Origin of the sequence: Hoylesella pleuritidis, from assembly GCF_963541955.1 — a bacterium.
GTDB lineage: Bacteria > Bacteroidota > Bacteroidia > Bacteroidales > Bacteroidaceae > Prevotella > Prevotella pleuritidis.
In genome coordinates, this window is the sequence record NZ_CAUTUT010000008.1 from 62390 (window position 1) to 80427 (window position 18038).

Consider the following 18038-nt stretch of genomic DNA (forward strand, 5'->3'; position numbering starts at 1 on the left):
CGTAAATGGATTTCTTTCTTTACTTCATTGATTATCAGTTAAATATAAGCCGTGTTGTAATTGACGGTTGGTCGTCTTCTCATTAACGGTTAAACGCATTGCAATTAACCGTTAAATGCAGTGTGTTTAACCGTCAGTTGCAATGCGTTTAACCGTTAATTGGAAACGAATTCGTATCTTTTTGAGAATCAACGGAATGCGAAATCTCATACGGACGATATTTTGTCGTATCTCATTCCATTCGTTTCTATATATTGATTAAGAGTAGATGCAAATCTCTTTCTTTTCCTTTTAGGGAGGGGATTGAGGCTGAGACTCCTGTCTTTTTATATATTCAGTTTCCGTTGCAGCACCTTGCTGAGTGCCTGAATGTGTCTGCTCTGCTTGCTGATGTCTTCTCTTACAAGGTTGATTTCATTGAAAAGGTTGGCTGCGGCACTCTGAATCATATTGGGTTTACGCTGTTTTTTATTGGCATTTGGGTTTACGATAATCTTGATTCCTTGCTCTTCTAAGTGAACGTCGATGTCTTGGCCTGACATCACGGGGTCTCCGTCGTAATGGATAAAGCCCGGTTTGCTGCGGTGAATGTGCAGCTCTTTGCACCTGAAAGTCTTGATTTTAGAGTTCTTATTCAGTGTTTTGTTGAACATTTCGATGCTGATTTGCGGTGCTTCTAATATGTCGAAAGGCTCCATTATGACTACATCCATCAATCCGTCGTTCATCGATGCCTGTGGTGCAATATATGCATTATTGCCGTATTGGGATGCATTGGCACACGAGATGAGGAATGCTTTGTAGCGTTTCAGTCCTGTTTCGTCTTCTATCTCATAAGTCTCGGGTTTGTATTTTAGTCCTTCCCGTAAGATGTTTTCAACATAAGTGATGGGCCCCCGCTTGTTGCTTTCAGCAAATTTCATACTGACAAAGGCATCAAACCCCATTCCGCAGGTGCAGAAAAACGGATGTTCGTTGATGATTCCGTAGTCTAAGTCGTGTATTTCGCAGTTGTTGATCACCTCGATAGCCTTTCGCAGATTCATCGGCAACATCAAATGGCGGGCCAATCCGTTGCCCGATCCACACGGAATGATGCCCAGTGCCGTGTGAGAATGCACGATCGATCGCGCCACTTCATTGACAGTGCCGTCTCCTCCGATAGCAACGACTACGTCGACGGCATCGTCTTTGGCTCGGGTTGCAATCTCTGCGGCGTGTCCTGCATACTCGGTCATCGCTATCTCATAGCTGAACTGCTCCTGATTCAGCGTTGAACTAATCAGTTCCGGTATCCCGGCCTTGTTCGTTGTGCCTGAGATCGGGTTCATAATGAATACGATTCTCTGTTTCATTGCTTTTTACCCATCTTGTGAAACATTTTGATTTCTCACTCTGCTACAAAGATACGAAATTCTCGTCGATGGTTATTTATCAGGTAATGAAAATTTCTTAAAAGTGTGATTTCTGATGAAAAAGATGTTTTATAACGCTTTTTTTTGTATCTTTGCAGCCTAATTGAACAAAGAAAATGTGATTTTTCACCTATTGATAATGGGACAATTACAAGACAGATACAAGAATTATCGGGAGCCTCAGAAGTTTATTGAGGCCGGAGTTTACCCTTATTTTCGTGCTATTACAAGCAAACAAGGAACCGAAGTAGAGATGGGCGGGCGCCGCGTATTGATGTTCGGGTCGAACGCTTACACCGGTTTGACAGGCGATGCAAGGGTTATCAAGGCGGCAAGAGAGGCCCTCGAAAAATATGGTTCGGGGTGTGCGGGCAGTCGATTTTTGAACGGAACGCTTGATATACACGTCCAATTGGAGAAAGAACTCGCTGAGTTTGAACATAAAGATGATTGTCTTTGCTTTTCAACGGGTTTCTCCGTGAATCAAGGAGTACTTGCAGTGGTTGTCGGACGAGGTGATTTCATCATCTGTGATGATAGAGATCATGCCAGTATTGTTGACGGACGACGTCTCTCTTTTGCAACGCAGCTCCATTATAAGCATAATGATATGGCCGACTTGGAGCGTGTTTTGCAGAAGCTCCCACGTGAAGCCGTCAAGCTGATTGTGGTCGATGGTGTCTTCTCTATGGAAGGAGACCTGGCCAAATTGCCTGAAATCATTGCGCTGAAACATAAATATAACTGTTCGGTTATGGTGGACGAAGCCCACGGTTTAGGTGTTTTCGGCAAACAGGGTAGGGGTGTTTGCGATCATTTCGGCCTTTTAGATGAGGTCGATTTGATTATGGGAACATTCTCAAAGAGCCTTGCTTCTATTGGCGGTTTCATCGCTTCGGACAAAGATACCATTAATTTCTTGCGCCATAATTGCCGTTCTTACATATTCAGTGCATCCGATACGCCGGCTGCAACGGCTGCTGCGATGGAGGCATTGCATATCTTGAAGGCAGAGCCTGAGCGCATTGAGAATCTTTGGAAAGTAACAAACTATGCGCTGAAACGCTTCCGTGAAGAGGGATTTGAAATCGGAGACACCGAGAGTCCTATCATTCCACTGTATGTTCGGGATATAGATAAAACGTTCTTGGTAACAAAGCAGGCTTTTGAAGCAGGTATATTCATTAATCCGGTGGTACCTCCCGCTTGCGCACCGCAAGACACTTTGGTTCGGCTTGCATTGATGGCGACACACACCGAAGCACAAGTGGAACGCGGCGTACAAGTTTTGAAGAAGATATTTGTAGAGCAAGGGCTGATTAAATGACCAAATATCAGACCGAAAGTTTGCAGAGTTCGGGAAAAGTGTGTATCTTTGCACACGCAAAATTATGGGTTAATTGCCGTGTGATTTAGTCCGATTTGCAATGCGGGGTGTAGCGCAGCCCGGTAGCGCTCCTGGTTTGGGACCAGGCGGTCGCAGGTTCGAATCCTGTCGCCCCGACATTAATTAGAGGAGACAACCAATTTGGTTGTCTCCTCTTTCGTTTGTATCGGGATATTCATTAACGGCTTTTGGCAAGTGGGGAAACCAAAAAGAGAATCGATTTTATAACCGATTCTCTTTTTAAGTGACTCCGAAGGGATTCAAACCCATAACCTTCTGATCCGTAGTCAGATGCTCTATTCAGTTGAGCTACGGAGCCAATCCATCTTGTTTAATTGCAAATCAAAGAGTGACTCCGATGGGATTCAAACCCGTAACCTTCTGATCCGTAGTCAGATGCTCTATTCAGTTGAGCTACGGAGCCTGCTTTTTACATTTGCGAATGCAAAGATACGACTTCTTTCCGATATCTCCAAATGTTTCGTTTTGTTTTTAATGAAAATCACGATAAAGGCGCCTTGCGGGCGCCTTTATCGTTTATCGGATCATATCTACTGATCGTTTGAGGAAGTTACTCAATGCTTCGCCTTTCAGCATACTGTTTTGCAGCAAGGCGAGATCAATCAACTGGTGAACGATATCGTTTCCTTTGGCATAGTCGGCAATGATTTTTTGCTGTTTGTCTTTCTGTTCTTGGATGGCTTTTTCTGTATTCTGTACATCGTCTTTTTCGGCCTGTGTCACCTCTTCGGGCTTCTTCTTGCTTTGTGCCTGACGAAGGGCTGCGAGCCGGGCTTGCTGTCCTTTGATATCGCTTTGAATGGGAGCGAGTTGCTCTCCCATTGCAGTCGTAGCGTCGCTAAGCACTTTTTTAATCAGTCCGTGGTCGCTGTTGAGCACCAATGTGTATGTATCCGGCAGCTGAGAATAGAATCCCATCCCGCTCTGGAACTTGCTGATATCTTTCATTCTGCGCATATACTCGCTTTGGGTGATGATGACCGGTTGAGCCGTTTCGCCCAAAGCCTGTACCTCTACATTGAATTCTGTCTTATCGATAGCGGGCATTTGCGTGCGGAATACTTGTGACAAGTTGTCACGTTGATCATCGTCGAGCTCGCTTTTCTTTGCATCTTCCTTAATGATTAAGCGATCGGCAACGTCGCTGTCCACACGAACGAAACGACTCTTTTCCAACTTTTGCTCGAGCATTGAGATGACAGGTACATCCAATTGGCCGTCTAACAGCAACACATTATAGCCTTTTGCCTTGGCTGCTTCAATATAAGCGTATTGCTCCTCGGTGTTATTGGCATATAGATAGACCAGAAAACCGTCCTTATCAGTTTGATTTTCTTTGATCAGCGTCTTGTATTCATCGAACGTAAAGAACTTACCGTCGGTGTCTTTCATCAACGCGAAGTCCTTAGCTCGATCGTAGAAGTCTTCTTGGGAGAGCATTCCGTAGTTGATAAAGAGCTTCAGATGATCCCACTTTTGCTCGTAATCTTTACGGTTTTCTTTGAAAATTGCCTGCAAACGATCGGCTACTTTCTTCGTGATATACGTTGAAATCTTTTTCACGTTGGCGTCGCTTTGCAGATAAGAACGGCTCACATTTAACGGAATATCAGGACTATCGATCACGCCGTGCAGCAGAGTGAGGAACTCAGGAACGATTCCTTCCACCTGATCTGTTACGAAAACCTGGTTGCAATAGAGCTGAATCTTGTTGCGTTGGAGATCTATATTCGATTGGATTCGCGGAAAATAGAGGATTCCGGTGAGGTTAAACGGATAGTCAACATTCAAATGTATCCAGAAAAGAGGCTCGTCCTGCATTGGATAAAGCGTTCTATAAAACTTCTGATAGTCCTCGTCTTTCAGTGTGCTCGGCGCTTTTGTCCACAGCGGTTCCACGTCATTGACGATGTTATCGGCCTCTGTTTCAACCTGTTTACCGTCTTTCCACTCGGTCTTTTTACCAAAGGCGATAGGCACGGGAAGGAATTTGCAGTACTTGTTAAGCAGTTCCTGTATCTTGTTTTGCTCCAAAAACTCTTTGCAGTCGTCATCGATGAAAAGCACGATGTCCGTTCCGCGGTCTGCCTTTTGTGCTTCGTCAATCTCGAATGACGGCGAACCGTCACAACTCCATTTAACAGCTTTTGCGCCATCTTGATAACTTCGAGTGACGATTTCAACCTTTTTGCTCACCATAAAGGCTGAGTAGAAACCCAATCCGAAATGACCGATGATGGCATTTGCATTATCTTTGTATTTATCTAAGAAATCATTGACACCTGAAAAGGCAATTTGATTGATGTATTTGTCTATCTCCTCTTCCGTCATTCCTATGCCTCGGTCGCTGATAGTCAATGTGCCCTTATCCTTATCAATGCTAATACGAACGGTCAGATCGCCCAATTCGCCTTTGAAGTCGCCTTTATCGGCAAGTGTTTTAACCTTTTGTGTGGCGTCGACTGCATTAGAAACCATCTCCCGGAGGAAGATTTCGTGGTCGGAATAGAGAAACTTTTTGATCACGGGGAATATATTCTCGGTCGTAACCCCGATATTACCTTTTTGCATTTTATGTTGTTATTATATTTTCGGGGAATATAAATGCAAATACCGTGCCAATCTGATTGCTCCGCGTTTAATGGTTAATTACGATACGTTTAACTGTTACTTTGTGCTGCAATTAACAGTTAATCACCCAGCGTTTAACCATTAGTTGTAAGGCAACTAACCATTAAATGCAGGCCGTTTAACCGTTAATCGCAGCGCATTTAATAGTTAAATGCGCTGCGATTAAGCATTAGTCGTAAAGTGTAGGAAATGAAACAGATTCGTAAGAAACTGTCTGCGAATCTGCGTTCAGTTGTTCTTGAAGGCTACAACGTGTTGCAATCGGTCGTCCATATAGAATGTTTGGGTGTGCTTTCGACCGTTATTTGTATAGTCTATGCGGATGAAAAGCAACTTCTTTGACCGCTTGACGCCTTCGTATCGAGCCCGGATGAACGGTGCATCTTTTCGAGATGCGGCGCGCATTGCATTGAGTGTACTGTCTGTTATATAATAGGTGGAATCCAATTTAGAGCAATTCTCAATGGAAAAATCCTTTTCAGCCAAGCTGCGGTCAAGAAAATTGCTTACCAATTGCTTAGCTTTGTACTGCTCGCCGCAGCTTGATAAGAAGACTGCGGCGAGCGAAGCGAATAGAATGTTGCGGATTTTTGTCATCCGAATTTTATTTGTTGGGAATGTGTTTCAGCATCTCCAAGAGATGATCCCACACCATTTGGACAGTCGGAATGAGTAAACGCTCGTCGGGTGTATGTACGTCTCGCAGCGTCGGACCGAACGAAACCATATCCAATTCTGGGTATTTCTCGGAGAAAAGACCGCATTCCAAGCCTGCGTGAATACCTCTAACAATAGGTTCTTTACCGAAAATCTTCTTGTAGGCGTCTACTGCCGCTTTGGTGAGTTGGCTGTTGGGATTCATCTTCCAAGCCGGATAACCATCGTTTTGAATGACTTCTGCGCCTGCCAACTGGAATACAGCTTTAATCGTATTGCATTGATTGTCGAGATTGCTCATCACATTGCTGCGTTGCGAAGCAAGTATTTCCATTTCTGTTTCACTGGTTTTCACCACGGCGATGTTGCTTGATGTCTCAACCATTCCACCCAAGGCTTCGTCCTGACAGATAGCAAAAATACCGTTGTCAACGGCTTGCAGGGCACGAACGATATTCTTTCCGGCTTCTGCTGAGATGACTTTCGCAGGCTCGGTGCTCTCCATTTTAAATGCCATCGACGTGTCGGTAACGTGAAATTCATCCTCAACGGCTGCCGTAAATACATTCCAATCGGCCCGCACTTGCTCTTTCACGGCATTGGGAACGGCAATAACGGCCCGCCCGTCACGCGGTATTGCGTTGTGTAGTTTTCCCGAATTGAAGCTCACTAAACGGCTGCCGTATTTCTCTTCCATATTATATACGAAACGCGACAGAATCTTGATGGCATTCGCGCGGCGCTTGTTGATGTCGTCACCGGAGTGTCCTCCCGTCAAGCCTTTGAGTGAAATCTCGACGAAGAAATAGTCTTTCGGAGCATCTTCGCGTGTAAATCGGAACGTGGCTACAGTGCTTCGACCGCCCGCGCAGGATACGAACATCTCGCCCTCGTCCTCTGAATCAAGATTGATCAGCATTGTGCCGCTCATAAATCCGGGTTTCATTGCCGAAGCACCGGTGAGCTGTGTCTCCTCGTCTACGGTGAAAACGCATTCCAGCGGACCGTGTTCGATGTCGTCGCTATCAAGAATAGCCAACTCAATGGCACATCCGATGCCGTCGTCTGCACCGAGAGTCGTACCCTTGGCTTTCAACCATTCGCCGTCGACATACGTCTGGATGGCATCCGTGTTGAAGTCGAACTCAACGTCGACCAGTTTGTCGCACACCATATCTTGGTGGCTTTGAAGAATCACGGTCTGCCTATTCTCATAGCCGGGAGTGGCCGGTTTCTTGATTAAAACATTGCCGATCTCGTCGACAATGGTCTCTAAACCGTGACTTTTACCGAACTCTTGTAAGTAAGCAGTCATCTTTTCCTCGTGCTTGGAAGGGCGAGGAATCTCGTTGATTTTGGCGAATTGCTCGAAAACTCGCGCCGGTTTCAAATTCATTTTATTCATTTATTTATGTTATTTTATTTTGGTTTATTGGCTAATTGTATTATCTTTGTACCCAAATAAAGTGTCAGAGCACTTGCAAAAATAGTAAAAATGCTGCGAACTCTCTTATTAAGCGTGTTAATAATTGCTATCTCTCTTGTATTGTTATGCGTTAAATTGATTTTCAAGAAAGGTGGCAAGTTCTCGTCGCAACACATTCACGACAATGCAGGGTTGCGTCGGAAAGGCATTCATTGCGTGATAGATCAGGATCGGGAAGCACGTGCAGAGGGAAAGGCTTATTGATATTTATACGATAAAAATAATTAAACGATAAAATGAAAAAGACAAAAGTAATTCGTACATTGGCGGTGGTTGCAGCCACAACGATGGTAATAACGGCGTGCAATCGAAGTAATCCGCAGATGGATCAGAAGTCGGTGTCGACGGCTACAGCCGGTTCTACCAATATGAAAATCGCTTACGTGGAAGTTGATTCGATAATGGGACAGTATCAATTCTGCAAAGATTACTCCCAGATTTTGCAGAAGAAAGGGCAAAATATTCAGAATACGCTGGCTGCCAAGCAGCAACAATTGCAGGCGGCAGCAGCTAATTTCCAACAGAAAGTTCAACAGAATGCTTATACTCGTGAGCAAGCAGAAGCCATTCAGGCCAATTTGCAGCGTCAAAGTAATGATGTTCAGGCACTCGGTCAGCGTTTAGGTAACGAGTTCGATGCCGAAACAGCCAAGTTCAATAAGGCTCTGAGCGATTCTATTCAGCATTTCCTTTCAGATTATAATAAGGACAAAAAATATAGTTTAATCCTCAGTAAAGCGGGTAATAATTTGCTTTACGCAGATAAAGCCTATGATATTACCGATGTTGTTATTGCCGGTTTGAACAAAGCATACAAGCCGTCGACAGCCATCAAAACGGCTGTAGCTGCTGCGGAAAAGAAGAAATAAGATTGCTTTTTGAAATAGAACAGAAGATCGCCGTGCCTCATTGATAGGGGTACGGCGATCTTGTTTATAAATGTTTGAGAGTTATCTCCTTTGTACAGTGCATATGGATGCTTTACAAGTGATGGAAAATCGTAAATTGATAGGAAAATGATTTTCTTTCGCTTTATTTGCCTTCATCCGGGAAATTATATACCTTTGCAAAACCAATTTAATTCAAATGAAATGATGAGATCGAGAACAGCAGATTGGTTTGAAACCAAAATACGTTATGAAAAAACAATGGAAGACGGTTCGATGAAAGCCGTTACCGAGTCGTATGTAGTGGATGCGCTGAGCTTTACAGAAGCAGAGGCCAGCATAACAGAGGAAATGTCAATGTATATCAGCGGCGATTTCAAAATTACGGGTATCAAAACGGCGCCTTATAAAGAGATATTTTTCAGCGATAACGGTAACGATGATCGTTGGTATCGGGCTAAATTACAATTTATCACAATTGATGAGAAGACCGAAAAAGAAAAACGTTCCAATATCAATTATTTGATTCAGGCTGGTACTTTGCTTGGAGCTGTTAAGAATATTGATGAGGTGATGAGCGGAACAATGATCGATTATGTAATTGCCGGTGTTTATGAGACTCCTATGATGGATGTCTTCGAGCATAATCAGCCCTTGAAACGTAATGAAATTGACGATAAACCCGAATACGAGCAGGCAGAACAAACGGAGTCGAAGGAGGTATAAGCGATGGATTTTGATGTGGCTCGGAATCTGCGTGGTGTGTTAGCTGACTTGCCTGAGGGTGTCAAACTTGTTGCCGTGAGTAAATATCATCCCACCGAATACATTGAAGCGGCATATGCGGCAGGGCAGCGGGTGTTTGGCGAAAGCCACGAGCAAGAGCTTTCTAAGAAACAGGCGGTATTGCCAAAAGATATCGAGTGGCATTTCATTGGCCATTTGCAAACCAATAAGGTGAAGTTTATCGCACCTTATATCACAATGATCGATGCGGTGGATTCGCCCAAATTATTGCGTGAAATCAATAAACAAGCGGCTAAGAATAACCGTGTAATTGATGTACTTCTTGAACTGCATATTGCCGAAGAGGAGACTAAATATGGACTGACTTTGGACGACTGTCGCAGTCTGTTGGCGTCAGGCGAATGGCGGGAATTGCATAATGTGCGTATCTGCGGATTGATGATGATGGCCTCGAACGTGGAAGACGAAAAACAGATACGTGCTGAATTTCTTGCGGCAGCAACTTTCTTCGACGAAGTGAAAGCGCAATACTTTGCGAATGATGCTACTTTCAAGGAACGGAGTTGGGGGATGAGCCACGATTATCGGATAGCTGTTGACTGTCGTTCGACAATGGTTCGAGTCGGAACAACGATCTTCGGATCGCGTGTATATTGATTACTTTAATATAGAATGGTATTGTTATAAGAAAAGGCGACAGCCTCGACAACTTGATTGTCGGGGCTGTCACCTTTCGTTTTATAAGTTCGTGGTTATTGTATTACGAACTTTTGCCCGTTCATTATATAGAGGCCGTGTGGAAGAATTGCTTTATTTGTGCCCATATATCGGCCGTCGATGGTATAGATTTTACCATCAGTAAAAGTATTATTTATGTTGTTCGGCGATTTAATATCTGTGGTAAAGTCTTTGATAAAGTCGAAAGTGATAACGCCATTTTTTTCTTTTATGTTTTTAAAAGCCTGACTAATAGAGTAGTCATTGCTTTTCCCTGTATACCATTTAAAATTGGGCAGATTCATTGTTCGATTTAATTCGTGCTTCCCACTGGTGCCAGGGAATGGATCACCTTGCATCTGTGTATAATAATCTTTTGCCGTTGCTGCTTTTCCTCTATTTAATAATAGCCCGTCGGCCGGTACCAATGTCATTCTCGGATGCCCCAGAATATTATTCACACTGTTGCTGCTCAATGCAAATGAAGCCTCATCATATTCTACGTGATAGACTAACATTCCGTGTCCTTTCTGCTTGGGTGCATCGTTCCAATTCTCGCATTGCACATTCTCTACAAGCAGATATTCGTTTTTAGAGACGTCATTGGGATTAAAAATACGATAAGCTTTGCCTCCATTGTCTAATGTTTTGAGCTTGATGTTGGCTATACTTTCACTCAATGTTTCTATTGTTGTCCAGTCCATTGCTTCGCGTTCCCACGCCGAATAGGCCGTAGGTCTGTATCCGTCACGTACGTATTCACCACCATCCATCAGATCCCAGAATTCCAATTCCTGATTGTTGGCTACCTGAGTTTCCTCTGGCGCTGCCGTCGTTGTGTAAAAATCAGGTAGCCCTATACAGTGAGAGAACTCGTGACAGAAGAGTCCGATGCCGTTGATTTTCTTTCCGTTTTTATGTTTTGGGGTGTAATTGAGTTCGCCGTTGACCCCATATCTGCCGATGCTTTTACCATTAAAGGTTTTAGAAGTGGGGTAATTCCCTGACTTAGGCCAGATGCAATCCGACGAGTTTCCACTAATACTTTCACTGTATCCGGCATAAATTACATAGACAAGATCAACATATCCGTCATTGTTTGCATCATACTGAGAGAAGTCGACGCCCTTAGCCTGTGCGGCGGTACACGCATCTGAGATGAAGTCTTGCATATTATCGCCGCTTCCTGCACCGTAATGACGCAACGGATTGTTCAATCTTACGGGACCGATAATATCGAATTGCGGCGTAAATGTACCGAAACTCATATCCGTAAAATATTTTGCAACGCTTCCGTAATTTCTGTTCTCACCGTGACCTAAATCTTTCGGTCTCTCTGTTCCGTTCAAATATTGTTCAAAAGACGCTTTCGGATTGGTTAATGAAAATACAGTGTCGCTGAATTCTGCTAAGATTACCAATGCTTTCGGCTTTCCGGTGTGTGGGAAAGTCGTTGCATTCCATTCGTAAGAACGTGTTTCGGCAATTTCAGCAGCCCGCTTTCCGGCAGCGTAAAAGGCAGTTTTGTTTTGTCGTTTGATCAGCTTCAGTTCGGCGTTACTACGTTGCCCGACATTGTGGGCCAGCTGAGTCGTAGCTTTGATTTGGCCGTTTTGATCAATGTCTGCAATATAATAAGTATATCCGATATGTGCCAGTATCACACCGTCTGTTGTCGAACACCAGTTGAAATGCTCGTCACCGTGCCCCACAACGGTCAATTGCGTACCGTCGGGTTGGGTTACATCAACAGGTAGTGAGTAAGCCTTCGCTGCACGAATAGTCGTTGCACACATCACAATCGTGAATAAAAGTAAAAGTTTCTTCATATCGTTGCTTGAATTGTTTGTTATCGGATAGTCCTGCGGTTGAACCAATATTGCCCTTTGTTCTTGGTCATTCGACCAAATTCGATGGCGTGATGCGGGCAGTGATGGTAGCAGGAGAAGCATGTTAGACAATTACCCGTATGCTTCCAGGCTGGTTTTTGCCCCAGACCTCCGGCTATGTCATCGGTCGGACAGACATCTGCACAGATGCCGCATTTGACACATCGCTTGCTTTCCACACGAAAGTACTTGTCGGTAATCAGGTGATTCAGAAAGAAACTGCCGATGAGTCGGCTGTTGATTCTTGGCCAATGGCCGCGCGTCAGTCTGAAAATTTCTCGGTCACGGTTGATGATATGTGGAATGATTTTCTGCAAATCGCGTGCAGCTTGTTCCTTTTTCTCCTGTTCCTTTGCAGGAGTATCCACATCCATAAACGGCAAACCGACATATGATTCGGGCATTATCAGCGACCAAGCCGCATCTAATTGCAGACCGCTTTTCTGCAAGTCGTTTTGCAGATAATCCATAGTTTCTCCTACTGTGTCGCCTGCCGTACAGATTGCATAGCAATAATGCCTTTCCGATTTCTCAATACGCAGCTTCTCAATAAAACGTCTCACGTTGACGGGCGGCCGCCATCCGTGAACGGGGAAACAGAATCCGATCCGCTCGTTATGTTCCGGTCTGAATTTGCTTTCACCGTTTTGGGCTTCCGAGATGTTGATCAACGTCTCCCCGATAGTGCGTGCCAATTCTTCGGCTGCCCATTGCGTGTTGCCCGTTCCGGAGAAATAGAATACCATTTTGCAAAGTTACGGTTATTTGTTTGAATAACAAAATAAACCGGAATAAATGGTTTTGTGTGTCAATTTATTTGATTATATTTGCAGCCAGACCGCATTATCTAAGCCGGATGGATACAAATGGAAAGATACAATTATTCCCGTTGTTGCGCATTGCCGTTGTGTTGTGTGCGGGAATCATTATGGGCGATGGGGTGGGCGACCGTGTCCCGCTGTGGCTTTGGCTGTCCATTTTGGGACTTTTATTGTTTCCGCTCTGTTTTACTCGCTTCAAACCAGTGATAGAAACGTGTCTGATCTTTTTCGCGGTCTTTGTTCTCGGCATTTGGATAACGGTCTTAAAAGAGGGGCGATTGCGTGTGGTGTTACCTGAAAAAGAGGTGGAATACGAGGCGATCGTCACGAGTCAGCCTGTTGTCAGAGGAAAAGTCATCCGCTTTGATATGCTCATCACGCGTTGTGCCAACAGTCGGTGCGAGCAACCTTTGCGTGTGAAAGCAGCCTTGCTGCGTGATACGGTGGAAGGCAGATACCGACAAATAAGTCTCGGTGACGCGTTGATGGCACGCTCTGTTTTGACTCATCCTACCCAATTCTATCCTCAGTCTCACTTCGATTATGGGCGTTGGTTGCAGGTGCATGGCTTTGTTGCCGAAACATTTATTTATTATACGCAGTGGCGTGAAATATTGCCCGATTGTTCGGTACTATCCGGATGGGAACGGATTCGACTTTCAGCATTGCGGTTGAGACAGCAATTGACAGACCGATATGTTGTCGGTGGCATTGATGGAGAGGCTCGTGCTGTAGTTGCAGCGATGACTTTGGGCGACAAAAGCGAACTAAGTCGTGACGTAAAAGAAGTTTATTCCATCGCTGGGGGATCACATATCTTGGCCCTTTCGGGACTTCATCTGGGAATTATCTACGCCTTTCTGACACTGCTTTTTCCGCGGCGCAGATGGCGAATGGTAACACAAGGCTTCGTGCTCAGCAGTATTTGGGGCTATGTTATTTTGGTGGGGATGTCGCCGTCGGTAGTTCGTGCAGCTGTGATGATCTCCATTTATGTCGTAGCCTCGCTGTTGGGCAGAAATCGGATGTCGGTCAATGCCCTGTCGTTGGCCGCTATCGTAATGCTCATCAGTAATCCGCTCAATCTTTGGGACGTCGGTTTTCAGTTGTCGTTTGCGGCTGTATTGGCCATCTTTATTTTGTTTCGACCGATTTATAATATGCTGCCCGACCGACTTCCGAGCTCATTATGTGTCGTGAAGATATTGTGGTCGATGGTTGCTGTTTCTGTTGCTGCACAAGTAGGAACGGCTCCGCTCGTCGCATTTTACTTTGGTCGATTCTCTTGCTATTTTCTGTTGACGAATTTTCTCGTCATTCCTGCCGCTATGATTATTCTCTATTCGTCGTTTGCGATGTTTGCCTTTGCACCGTTTGTAACGATTCAGAAGTATTTGGCCAATTTCATTTTACTTGTTGCTGAATGTCTTAATGGCGGCGTTTTTCATATTGCTGCATTACCGGGAGCTGCTATCGAGGGTATTAATATCAATCAGTGGCAGCTCATTTTGATTTACTTACTCATTGTATGTGTGTATATTGCAGTTCACTATGTGCGGAAAATATACAGAAGATCGCTTATCTGAATTCCTAAAAATAATATTTTCGTACCTTTGCAAACGATTATGCAACGTTATTTTATTTATTTGAGTTACGATGGGACGCGCTATCACGGCTGGCAGATTCAGCCGCACAGCTCGTCGGTGCAGGCCGAATTGCAGCGGGCTTTGACTGTTTTGTTGCGTGAGAAGGTGGATGTTGTGGGAGCAGGACGCACCGATACGGGTGTTCACGCGCGTGTAATGGTTGCTCACATTGATATCGATCGATCGATCGAAGGCACGCAGTTGGCTTATAAACTTAATCGTGTGTTGCCACGAGACATTGCCGTTGATCGTGTAGAAGCTGTTACTGCCGAGATGCACGCGCGTTTCTCAGCCGTGAGTCGTACTTATCACTATTACGTTCATACACGTCGCGATCCGTTTTTACGAGCTTATTCCTGTGAGTTGCACTGGAATTTGGATTTCGAAAGGATGAATGAGGCCGCCCGACATCTGATTCGTGCGAAGGATTTCGGCGCTTTTTGCAAGAGCCATACCGATGTGAAGACCACGCTGTGTGATGTGACCGAGGCCTGCTGGATACAGACTTCGCCCAACACATGGTACTTTCGCATCACCGCCGATCGTTTTCTTCGCAATATGGTTCGTGCCGTTGTAGGCACGCTTATTGAGGTAGGGCGCGGGCGAATAACGGTCGACGAGTTTTCCCGAATCATTGAAGGGCGTAACCGATCGGCTGCGGGCGAGAGTATGCCGGGTAATGCATTGTTCCTCGAAGACATCCGATATTGATTGACATTCGCGTTTTTCTGTTTATGACAAAAGGCTTCCAATCCATGCAATAAGATTAAAATATCATTGCGCATTTCGTCGTTTAATCGTAAAAATCGTTATCTTTGCAGGTGAAAAGAAACTCATCTTATGGCACATAATATATTTAAAGGCCTGGGTATTGCCCTTATTACACCTTTTACGAGCGATGGATCTGTTGACTATAATGCGCTGAAACGCATCATAGACTATCAACTTGACAACGGCGCAGACTTTCTCTGTATTCTCGCTACTACGGGAGAGACCCCCTGTCTTACCAAAGATGAGAAGTCGGCCATTAAGACGCTTGTTGTCAATAGAGTGAAAGGCAGAGTGCCGATTTTGATGGGTTGTGGAGGCAACAATACGCGGGCTGTCGTGGAAGAAATTCGGGAAACCGATTGGCTGGGTGTAAGTGGTGTCCTCAGTGTGTGCCCATATTATAATAAACCGTCGCAGGAGGGCCTTTATCGGCATTTTAAAGCTATTGCGGAAGCCAGTCCATTGCCAGTCGTTTTGTATAATGTGCCGGGACGAACGGGTATTAATCTGAAAGCGGAAACAACGGTTCAGCTGGCTGAAGATTGTGAGAACATTATTGCAATTAAGGAAGCCGGCGGCAGTTTAGAGCAGGTAGATGAGATTATTAAGAATAAACCTGCCCGCTTTGATGTTATCAGTGGCGATGATGCACTGACTTTCCCGATGATTGCGAGCGGTGCAGCCGGTGTGATTTCTGTTATCGGTAATGCACTTCCTAAGGAGTTTTCGCGGATGATTCGACTGGAGTTTAATGGTGAGTATGAAGCTGCCCGTAAAATCCATCATCGTTTCACGGAACTTTACAGTTTACTTTTCGTTGACGGAAATCCTGCCGGTGTCAAAGCGTTACTTCACGAAATGGGAATGATTGAGAACGAGTTGCGTCTGCCCCTTGTACCTACACGTATCACCACAATGCAGAAAATGGCCGAGATTCTGAAAGAGTTACGCATCTGATTTTCATCTGAAAAACTACTCAATGATTCCGTTTTCTTACTGACTTTATATCTACTTGGTTTTCAATAAGATATGAGCCTATTTGCGACTGACTGTTAATCACAGTGCAACTAACTGTTAATCGCGCTGCATTTAATCATTAATCAACGTGTAACTAACGGTTAGTTGCCGTGTGTTTAACGGTCAGTCGCATTACCCCTCGTGCATAATCGATAAACAAAGGAGAAACAAGTTCACGAAAAGATATAAAAAACGGACTCAAATCACATTGGATCTCAGTCCGGCTTTTTAATTCTTATGCAGCCGTTTAAACCGGAAGGGTTACGCGGCCGACATTATACATCCTCAGAACATTTACACAATACTTGTTCAATTTCTTGCTTTCTACAATCTTTCTAACCATTTTTCTCATAATCTTTTTCCTTTCTTCTTTACACTGTTGTTATCCTATCGTTATCCTTTAAACTCTCTTTTATCTATCGATTTGGAGCTTGTTCGCTAAAACTTGTGCAAAGATAATACCCTAAACTGTGTGCGGCAACAATTTGATTAAAGAAAGATGATTATTCGATTGTCTTTTTGACGTAAATCAAACCGATTGATTTGTATCAACGACGGGCCTGACATTACGCAGCCGTTCGTAGCTATCGAATGAATAACTGCGGGCTATACGTAATGTAATCAGTAGTGAAATCATTGATGTACAGAACATTACAATACTCATTGTGACCTGAAAAACCACAGCCGTCAAGATGTCTGTACCGCCTAAAAGCATACTCCACAGTAATACAGGCGACATTCCTGTGACGACAACTGACATATTGGCAAGATTCGCGATGGCGCTTTTCTCTAAGGCTCTTTTCACGAAATACCGCACGGCTTCATTGTGAGTGGCCCCGTTTCCAAGCAGATATGTATAGAGTTGGGCGTGATATTGCAAGCCCGAATAATAAGTTGCGAGTGCTCGTCCGTTGTTTTCTACCATATTGCCGATGAGCAATCCCACCACAGGAATCAGATAACGGGCATCGAAAGGCGTGTTTTTCCCTAAGATGAAAATCACATAATAAAACCCTGTCAATAGCGAAGTCACGGCTACTCCTATACCGATGGGAATAAGAAAACGCATCGGTTGTAGTCGGGCTTTGCGCAAAATGCCTGCCGCACTTATGCCGATCATCAGAAGAATCCACATAAAATTGGCTGTCACACTGTTCCATTCAAAGAGATATTGCAGGAAAATAGCTGTCAGAATCATCGTTACCGACAGTTTGAGCAATGCCAAAACGGTTTTCTTCAAAATGTTGAGACGGTAGCGGAAGATGATGAAAAACGGTGTGGCCAGCATTAAGAGGCCTAATATTACTTGTAAAAACAGCATCATAACAGTATCCTATATTTCAAGCGTTATTTGTTTATCATACATTCCTTCACCTGTTTCACGACAACCCGTAACAAGTACGGCAGAGCCTTGTTGAGCCATTTTGCGCAACAGAATGTCTTCGGTTGCAGTCAACGATTCATCTACCAAGACCAGTGGTCGACGCAAAATACCGGCCAATGAAAGTATGAGTACGCGCCGTGTTGCCTCATCCATCGTGTCGAAAAGCATTTCATAATAGGTTCGGTCGATGTTCACGGCATCCCAAAATGCCAATAATGAATCCTTGGAAAGACTGTTTTTCTGATTTATTCTGAGCCGAGCTACTCGATCGAAAAGTGCTGCGGGCGTGGCCTCTGACAGTCGCAGGTCTTGCGGAACATAAGCTATTAGGCGGCGAAATGTGGCTGCTGATGCAGGCGTTACGGGTTCGCCTTCTATCGTAATATAGCCTTCGGAAATGGGTGTAAACCCCATTGTAGCTTCGACCAACGACGACTTACCACAGCCTTTGCCGCCGCGCATATAAAGCATCTCGCCTCGTCGGACGATAAACGATAGAGCGGCCGACGGTACTCGGCCATCTTTCGACACGCGAACATTCTTAAATTCCAGCATCAGTGAG

The 18038-nt window shown here is 44.5% G+C and carries 16 protein-coding genes and 3 tRNA genes; 9 read left to right on the top strand and 10 right to left on the bottom strand.

Going from position 1 to position 18038, the window contains the following annotated elements; all coding sequences use genetic code 11:
- Nucleotides 1–326: 326 nt before the first annotated feature.
- Nucleotides 327–1355, bottom strand: coding sequence for a diacylglycerol/lipid kinase family protein (locus RWY97_RS04775; protein WP_021584661.1), 1029 nt, complete (start codon nt 1353–1355; stop codon nt 327–329).
- Nucleotides 1356–1554: 199 nt separating this feature from the next.
- Here RWY97_RS04775 and spt point away from each other — a divergent pair, with 199 nt between their 5' ends.
- The gene (gene spt, locus RWY97_RS04780; protein ID WP_021584735.1) at nt 1555–2742 is read left to right on the top strand and encodes a serine palmitoyltransferase; all 1188 of its coding nucleotides are present in this window, start codon (nt 1555–1557) and stop codon (nt 2740–2742) included.
- A 103-nt stretch (nt 2743–2845) separates the two neighbouring features.
- A tRNA-Pro gene (locus RWY97_RS04785) sits at nt 2846–2919 on the top strand.
- Nucleotides 2920–3047: 128 nt separating this feature from the next.
- Here the strand turns inward: RWY97_RS04785 and RWY97_RS04790 are convergent.
- From RWY97_RS04790 to RWY97_RS04810, 5 genes are all read right to left on the bottom strand, one after another.
- Nucleotides 3048–3121, bottom strand: a tRNA-Arg gene (locus RWY97_RS04790).
- Nucleotides 3122–3152: 31 nt separating this feature from the next.
- Nucleotides 3153–3226 (bottom strand) — tRNA-Arg (locus RWY97_RS04795).
- Between the two features lie 113 nt (nt 3227–3339).
- On the bottom strand, nt 3340–5394 hold the full coding sequence (htpG, locus tag RWY97_RS04800; protein WP_315565822.1) for a molecular chaperone HtpG: 2055 nt from the start codon (nt 5392–5394) through the stop codon (nt 3340–3342).
- 288 nt (nt 5395–5682) lie between these two features.
- Complete coding sequence (locus tag RWY97_RS04805; RefSeq protein WP_315565824.1) at nt 5683–6051, bottom strand: hypothetical protein; 369 nt, start codon at nt 6049–6051, stop codon at nt 5683–5685.
- A gap of 7 nt (nt 6052–6058) precedes the next feature.
- The gene (locus tag RWY97_RS04810) at nt 6059–7516 is read right to left on the bottom strand and encodes an aminoacyl-histidine dipeptidase (RefSeq protein ID WP_024991757.1); all 1458 of its coding nucleotides are present in this window, start codon (nt 7514–7516) and stop codon (nt 6059–6061) included.
- Nucleotides 7517–7606: 90 nt separating this feature from the next.
- Between RWY97_RS04810 and RWY97_RS04815 the strand changes: the two genes are divergently transcribed.
- The 4 genes from RWY97_RS04815 to RWY97_RS04830 all read left to right on the top strand — a co-directional run bounded on the left by RWY97_RS04815 (nt 7607) and on the right by RWY97_RS04830 (nt 9888).
- Nucleotides 7607–7801 (top strand): hypothetical protein, encoded by a 195-nt coding sequence (locus tag RWY97_RS04815; protein ID WP_314739844.1) that lies wholly within the window; start codon nt 7607–7609, stop codon nt 7799–7801.
- 32 nt (nt 7802–7833) lie between these two features.
- Nucleotides 7834–8466: an OmpH/Skp family outer membrane protein gene (locus RWY97_RS04820; protein ID WP_021584646.1), complete on the top strand. Its 633-nt coding sequence runs from the start codon at nt 7834–7836 to the stop codon at nt 8464–8466.
- Nucleotides 8467–8691: 225 nt separating this feature from the next.
- Complete coding sequence (locus tag RWY97_RS04825) at nt 8692–9210, top strand: DUF4494 domain-containing protein (RefSeq protein ID WP_039876974.1); 519 nt, start codon at nt 8692–8694, stop codon at nt 9208–9210.
- 3 nt (nt 9211–9213) lie between these two features.
- Nucleotides 9214–9888 (top strand): YggS family pyridoxal phosphate-dependent enzyme, encoded by a 675-nt coding sequence (locus RWY97_RS04830; protein WP_315565827.1) that lies wholly within the window; start codon nt 9214–9216, stop codon nt 9886–9888.
- Between the two features lie 95 nt (nt 9889–9983).
- On the opposite strand, the gene RWY97_RS04835 is transcribed toward RWY97_RS04830, so the two are convergent.
- A complete protein-coding gene (locus tag RWY97_RS04835; RefSeq protein ID WP_315565828.1) occupies nt 9984–11777 on the bottom strand; it encodes a M6 family metalloprotease domain-containing protein in 1794 nt (597 codons plus the stop codon).
- A gap of 20 nt (nt 11778–11797) precedes the next feature.
- A complete protein-coding gene (locus RWY97_RS04840; protein ID WP_315565831.1) occupies nt 11798–12583 on the bottom strand; it encodes an EFR1 family ferrodoxin in 786 nt (261 codons plus the stop codon).
- Between the two features lie 110 nt (nt 12584–12693).
- Here RWY97_RS04840 and RWY97_RS04845 point away from each other — a divergent pair, with 110 nt between their 5' ends.
- The 3 genes from RWY97_RS04845 (at nt 12694) to dapA (ending at nt 16032) form a co-directional block, all read left to right on the top strand.
- Nucleotides 12694–14244, top strand: a complete 1551-nt coding sequence (locus RWY97_RS04845; RefSeq protein ID WP_315565833.1) for a ComEC/Rec2 family competence protein — start codon at nt 12694–12696, stop codon at nt 14242–14244.
- Nucleotides 14245–14283: 39 nt separating this feature from the next.
- Entirely contained in the window at nt 14284–15015 is a 732-nt protein-coding gene (gene truA, locus RWY97_RS04850) for a tRNA pseudouridine(38-40) synthase TruA (RefSeq protein WP_315565834.1), read from the top strand.
- Between the two features lie 129 nt (nt 15016–15144).
- The gene (dapA, locus tag RWY97_RS04855) at nt 15145–16032 is read left to right on the top strand and encodes a 4-hydroxy-tetrahydrodipicolinate synthase (RefSeq protein ID WP_273175814.1); all 888 of its coding nucleotides are present in this window, start codon (nt 15145–15147) and stop codon (nt 16030–16032) included.
- Between the two features lie 589 nt (nt 16033–16621).
- On the opposite strand, the gene RWY97_RS04860 is transcribed toward dapA, so the two are convergent.
- Entirely contained in the window at nt 16622–17416 is a 795-nt protein-coding gene (locus tag RWY97_RS04860) for an ABC transporter permease (RefSeq protein WP_315565836.1), read from the bottom strand.
- 9 nt (nt 17417–17425) lie between these two features.
- Nucleotides 17426–18031, bottom strand: coding sequence for an ABC transporter ATP-binding protein (locus RWY97_RS04865; RefSeq protein ID WP_021584726.1), 606 nt, complete (start codon nt 18029–18031; stop codon nt 17426–17428).
- Between the last annotated feature and the right edge of the window lie 7 nt (nt 18032–18038).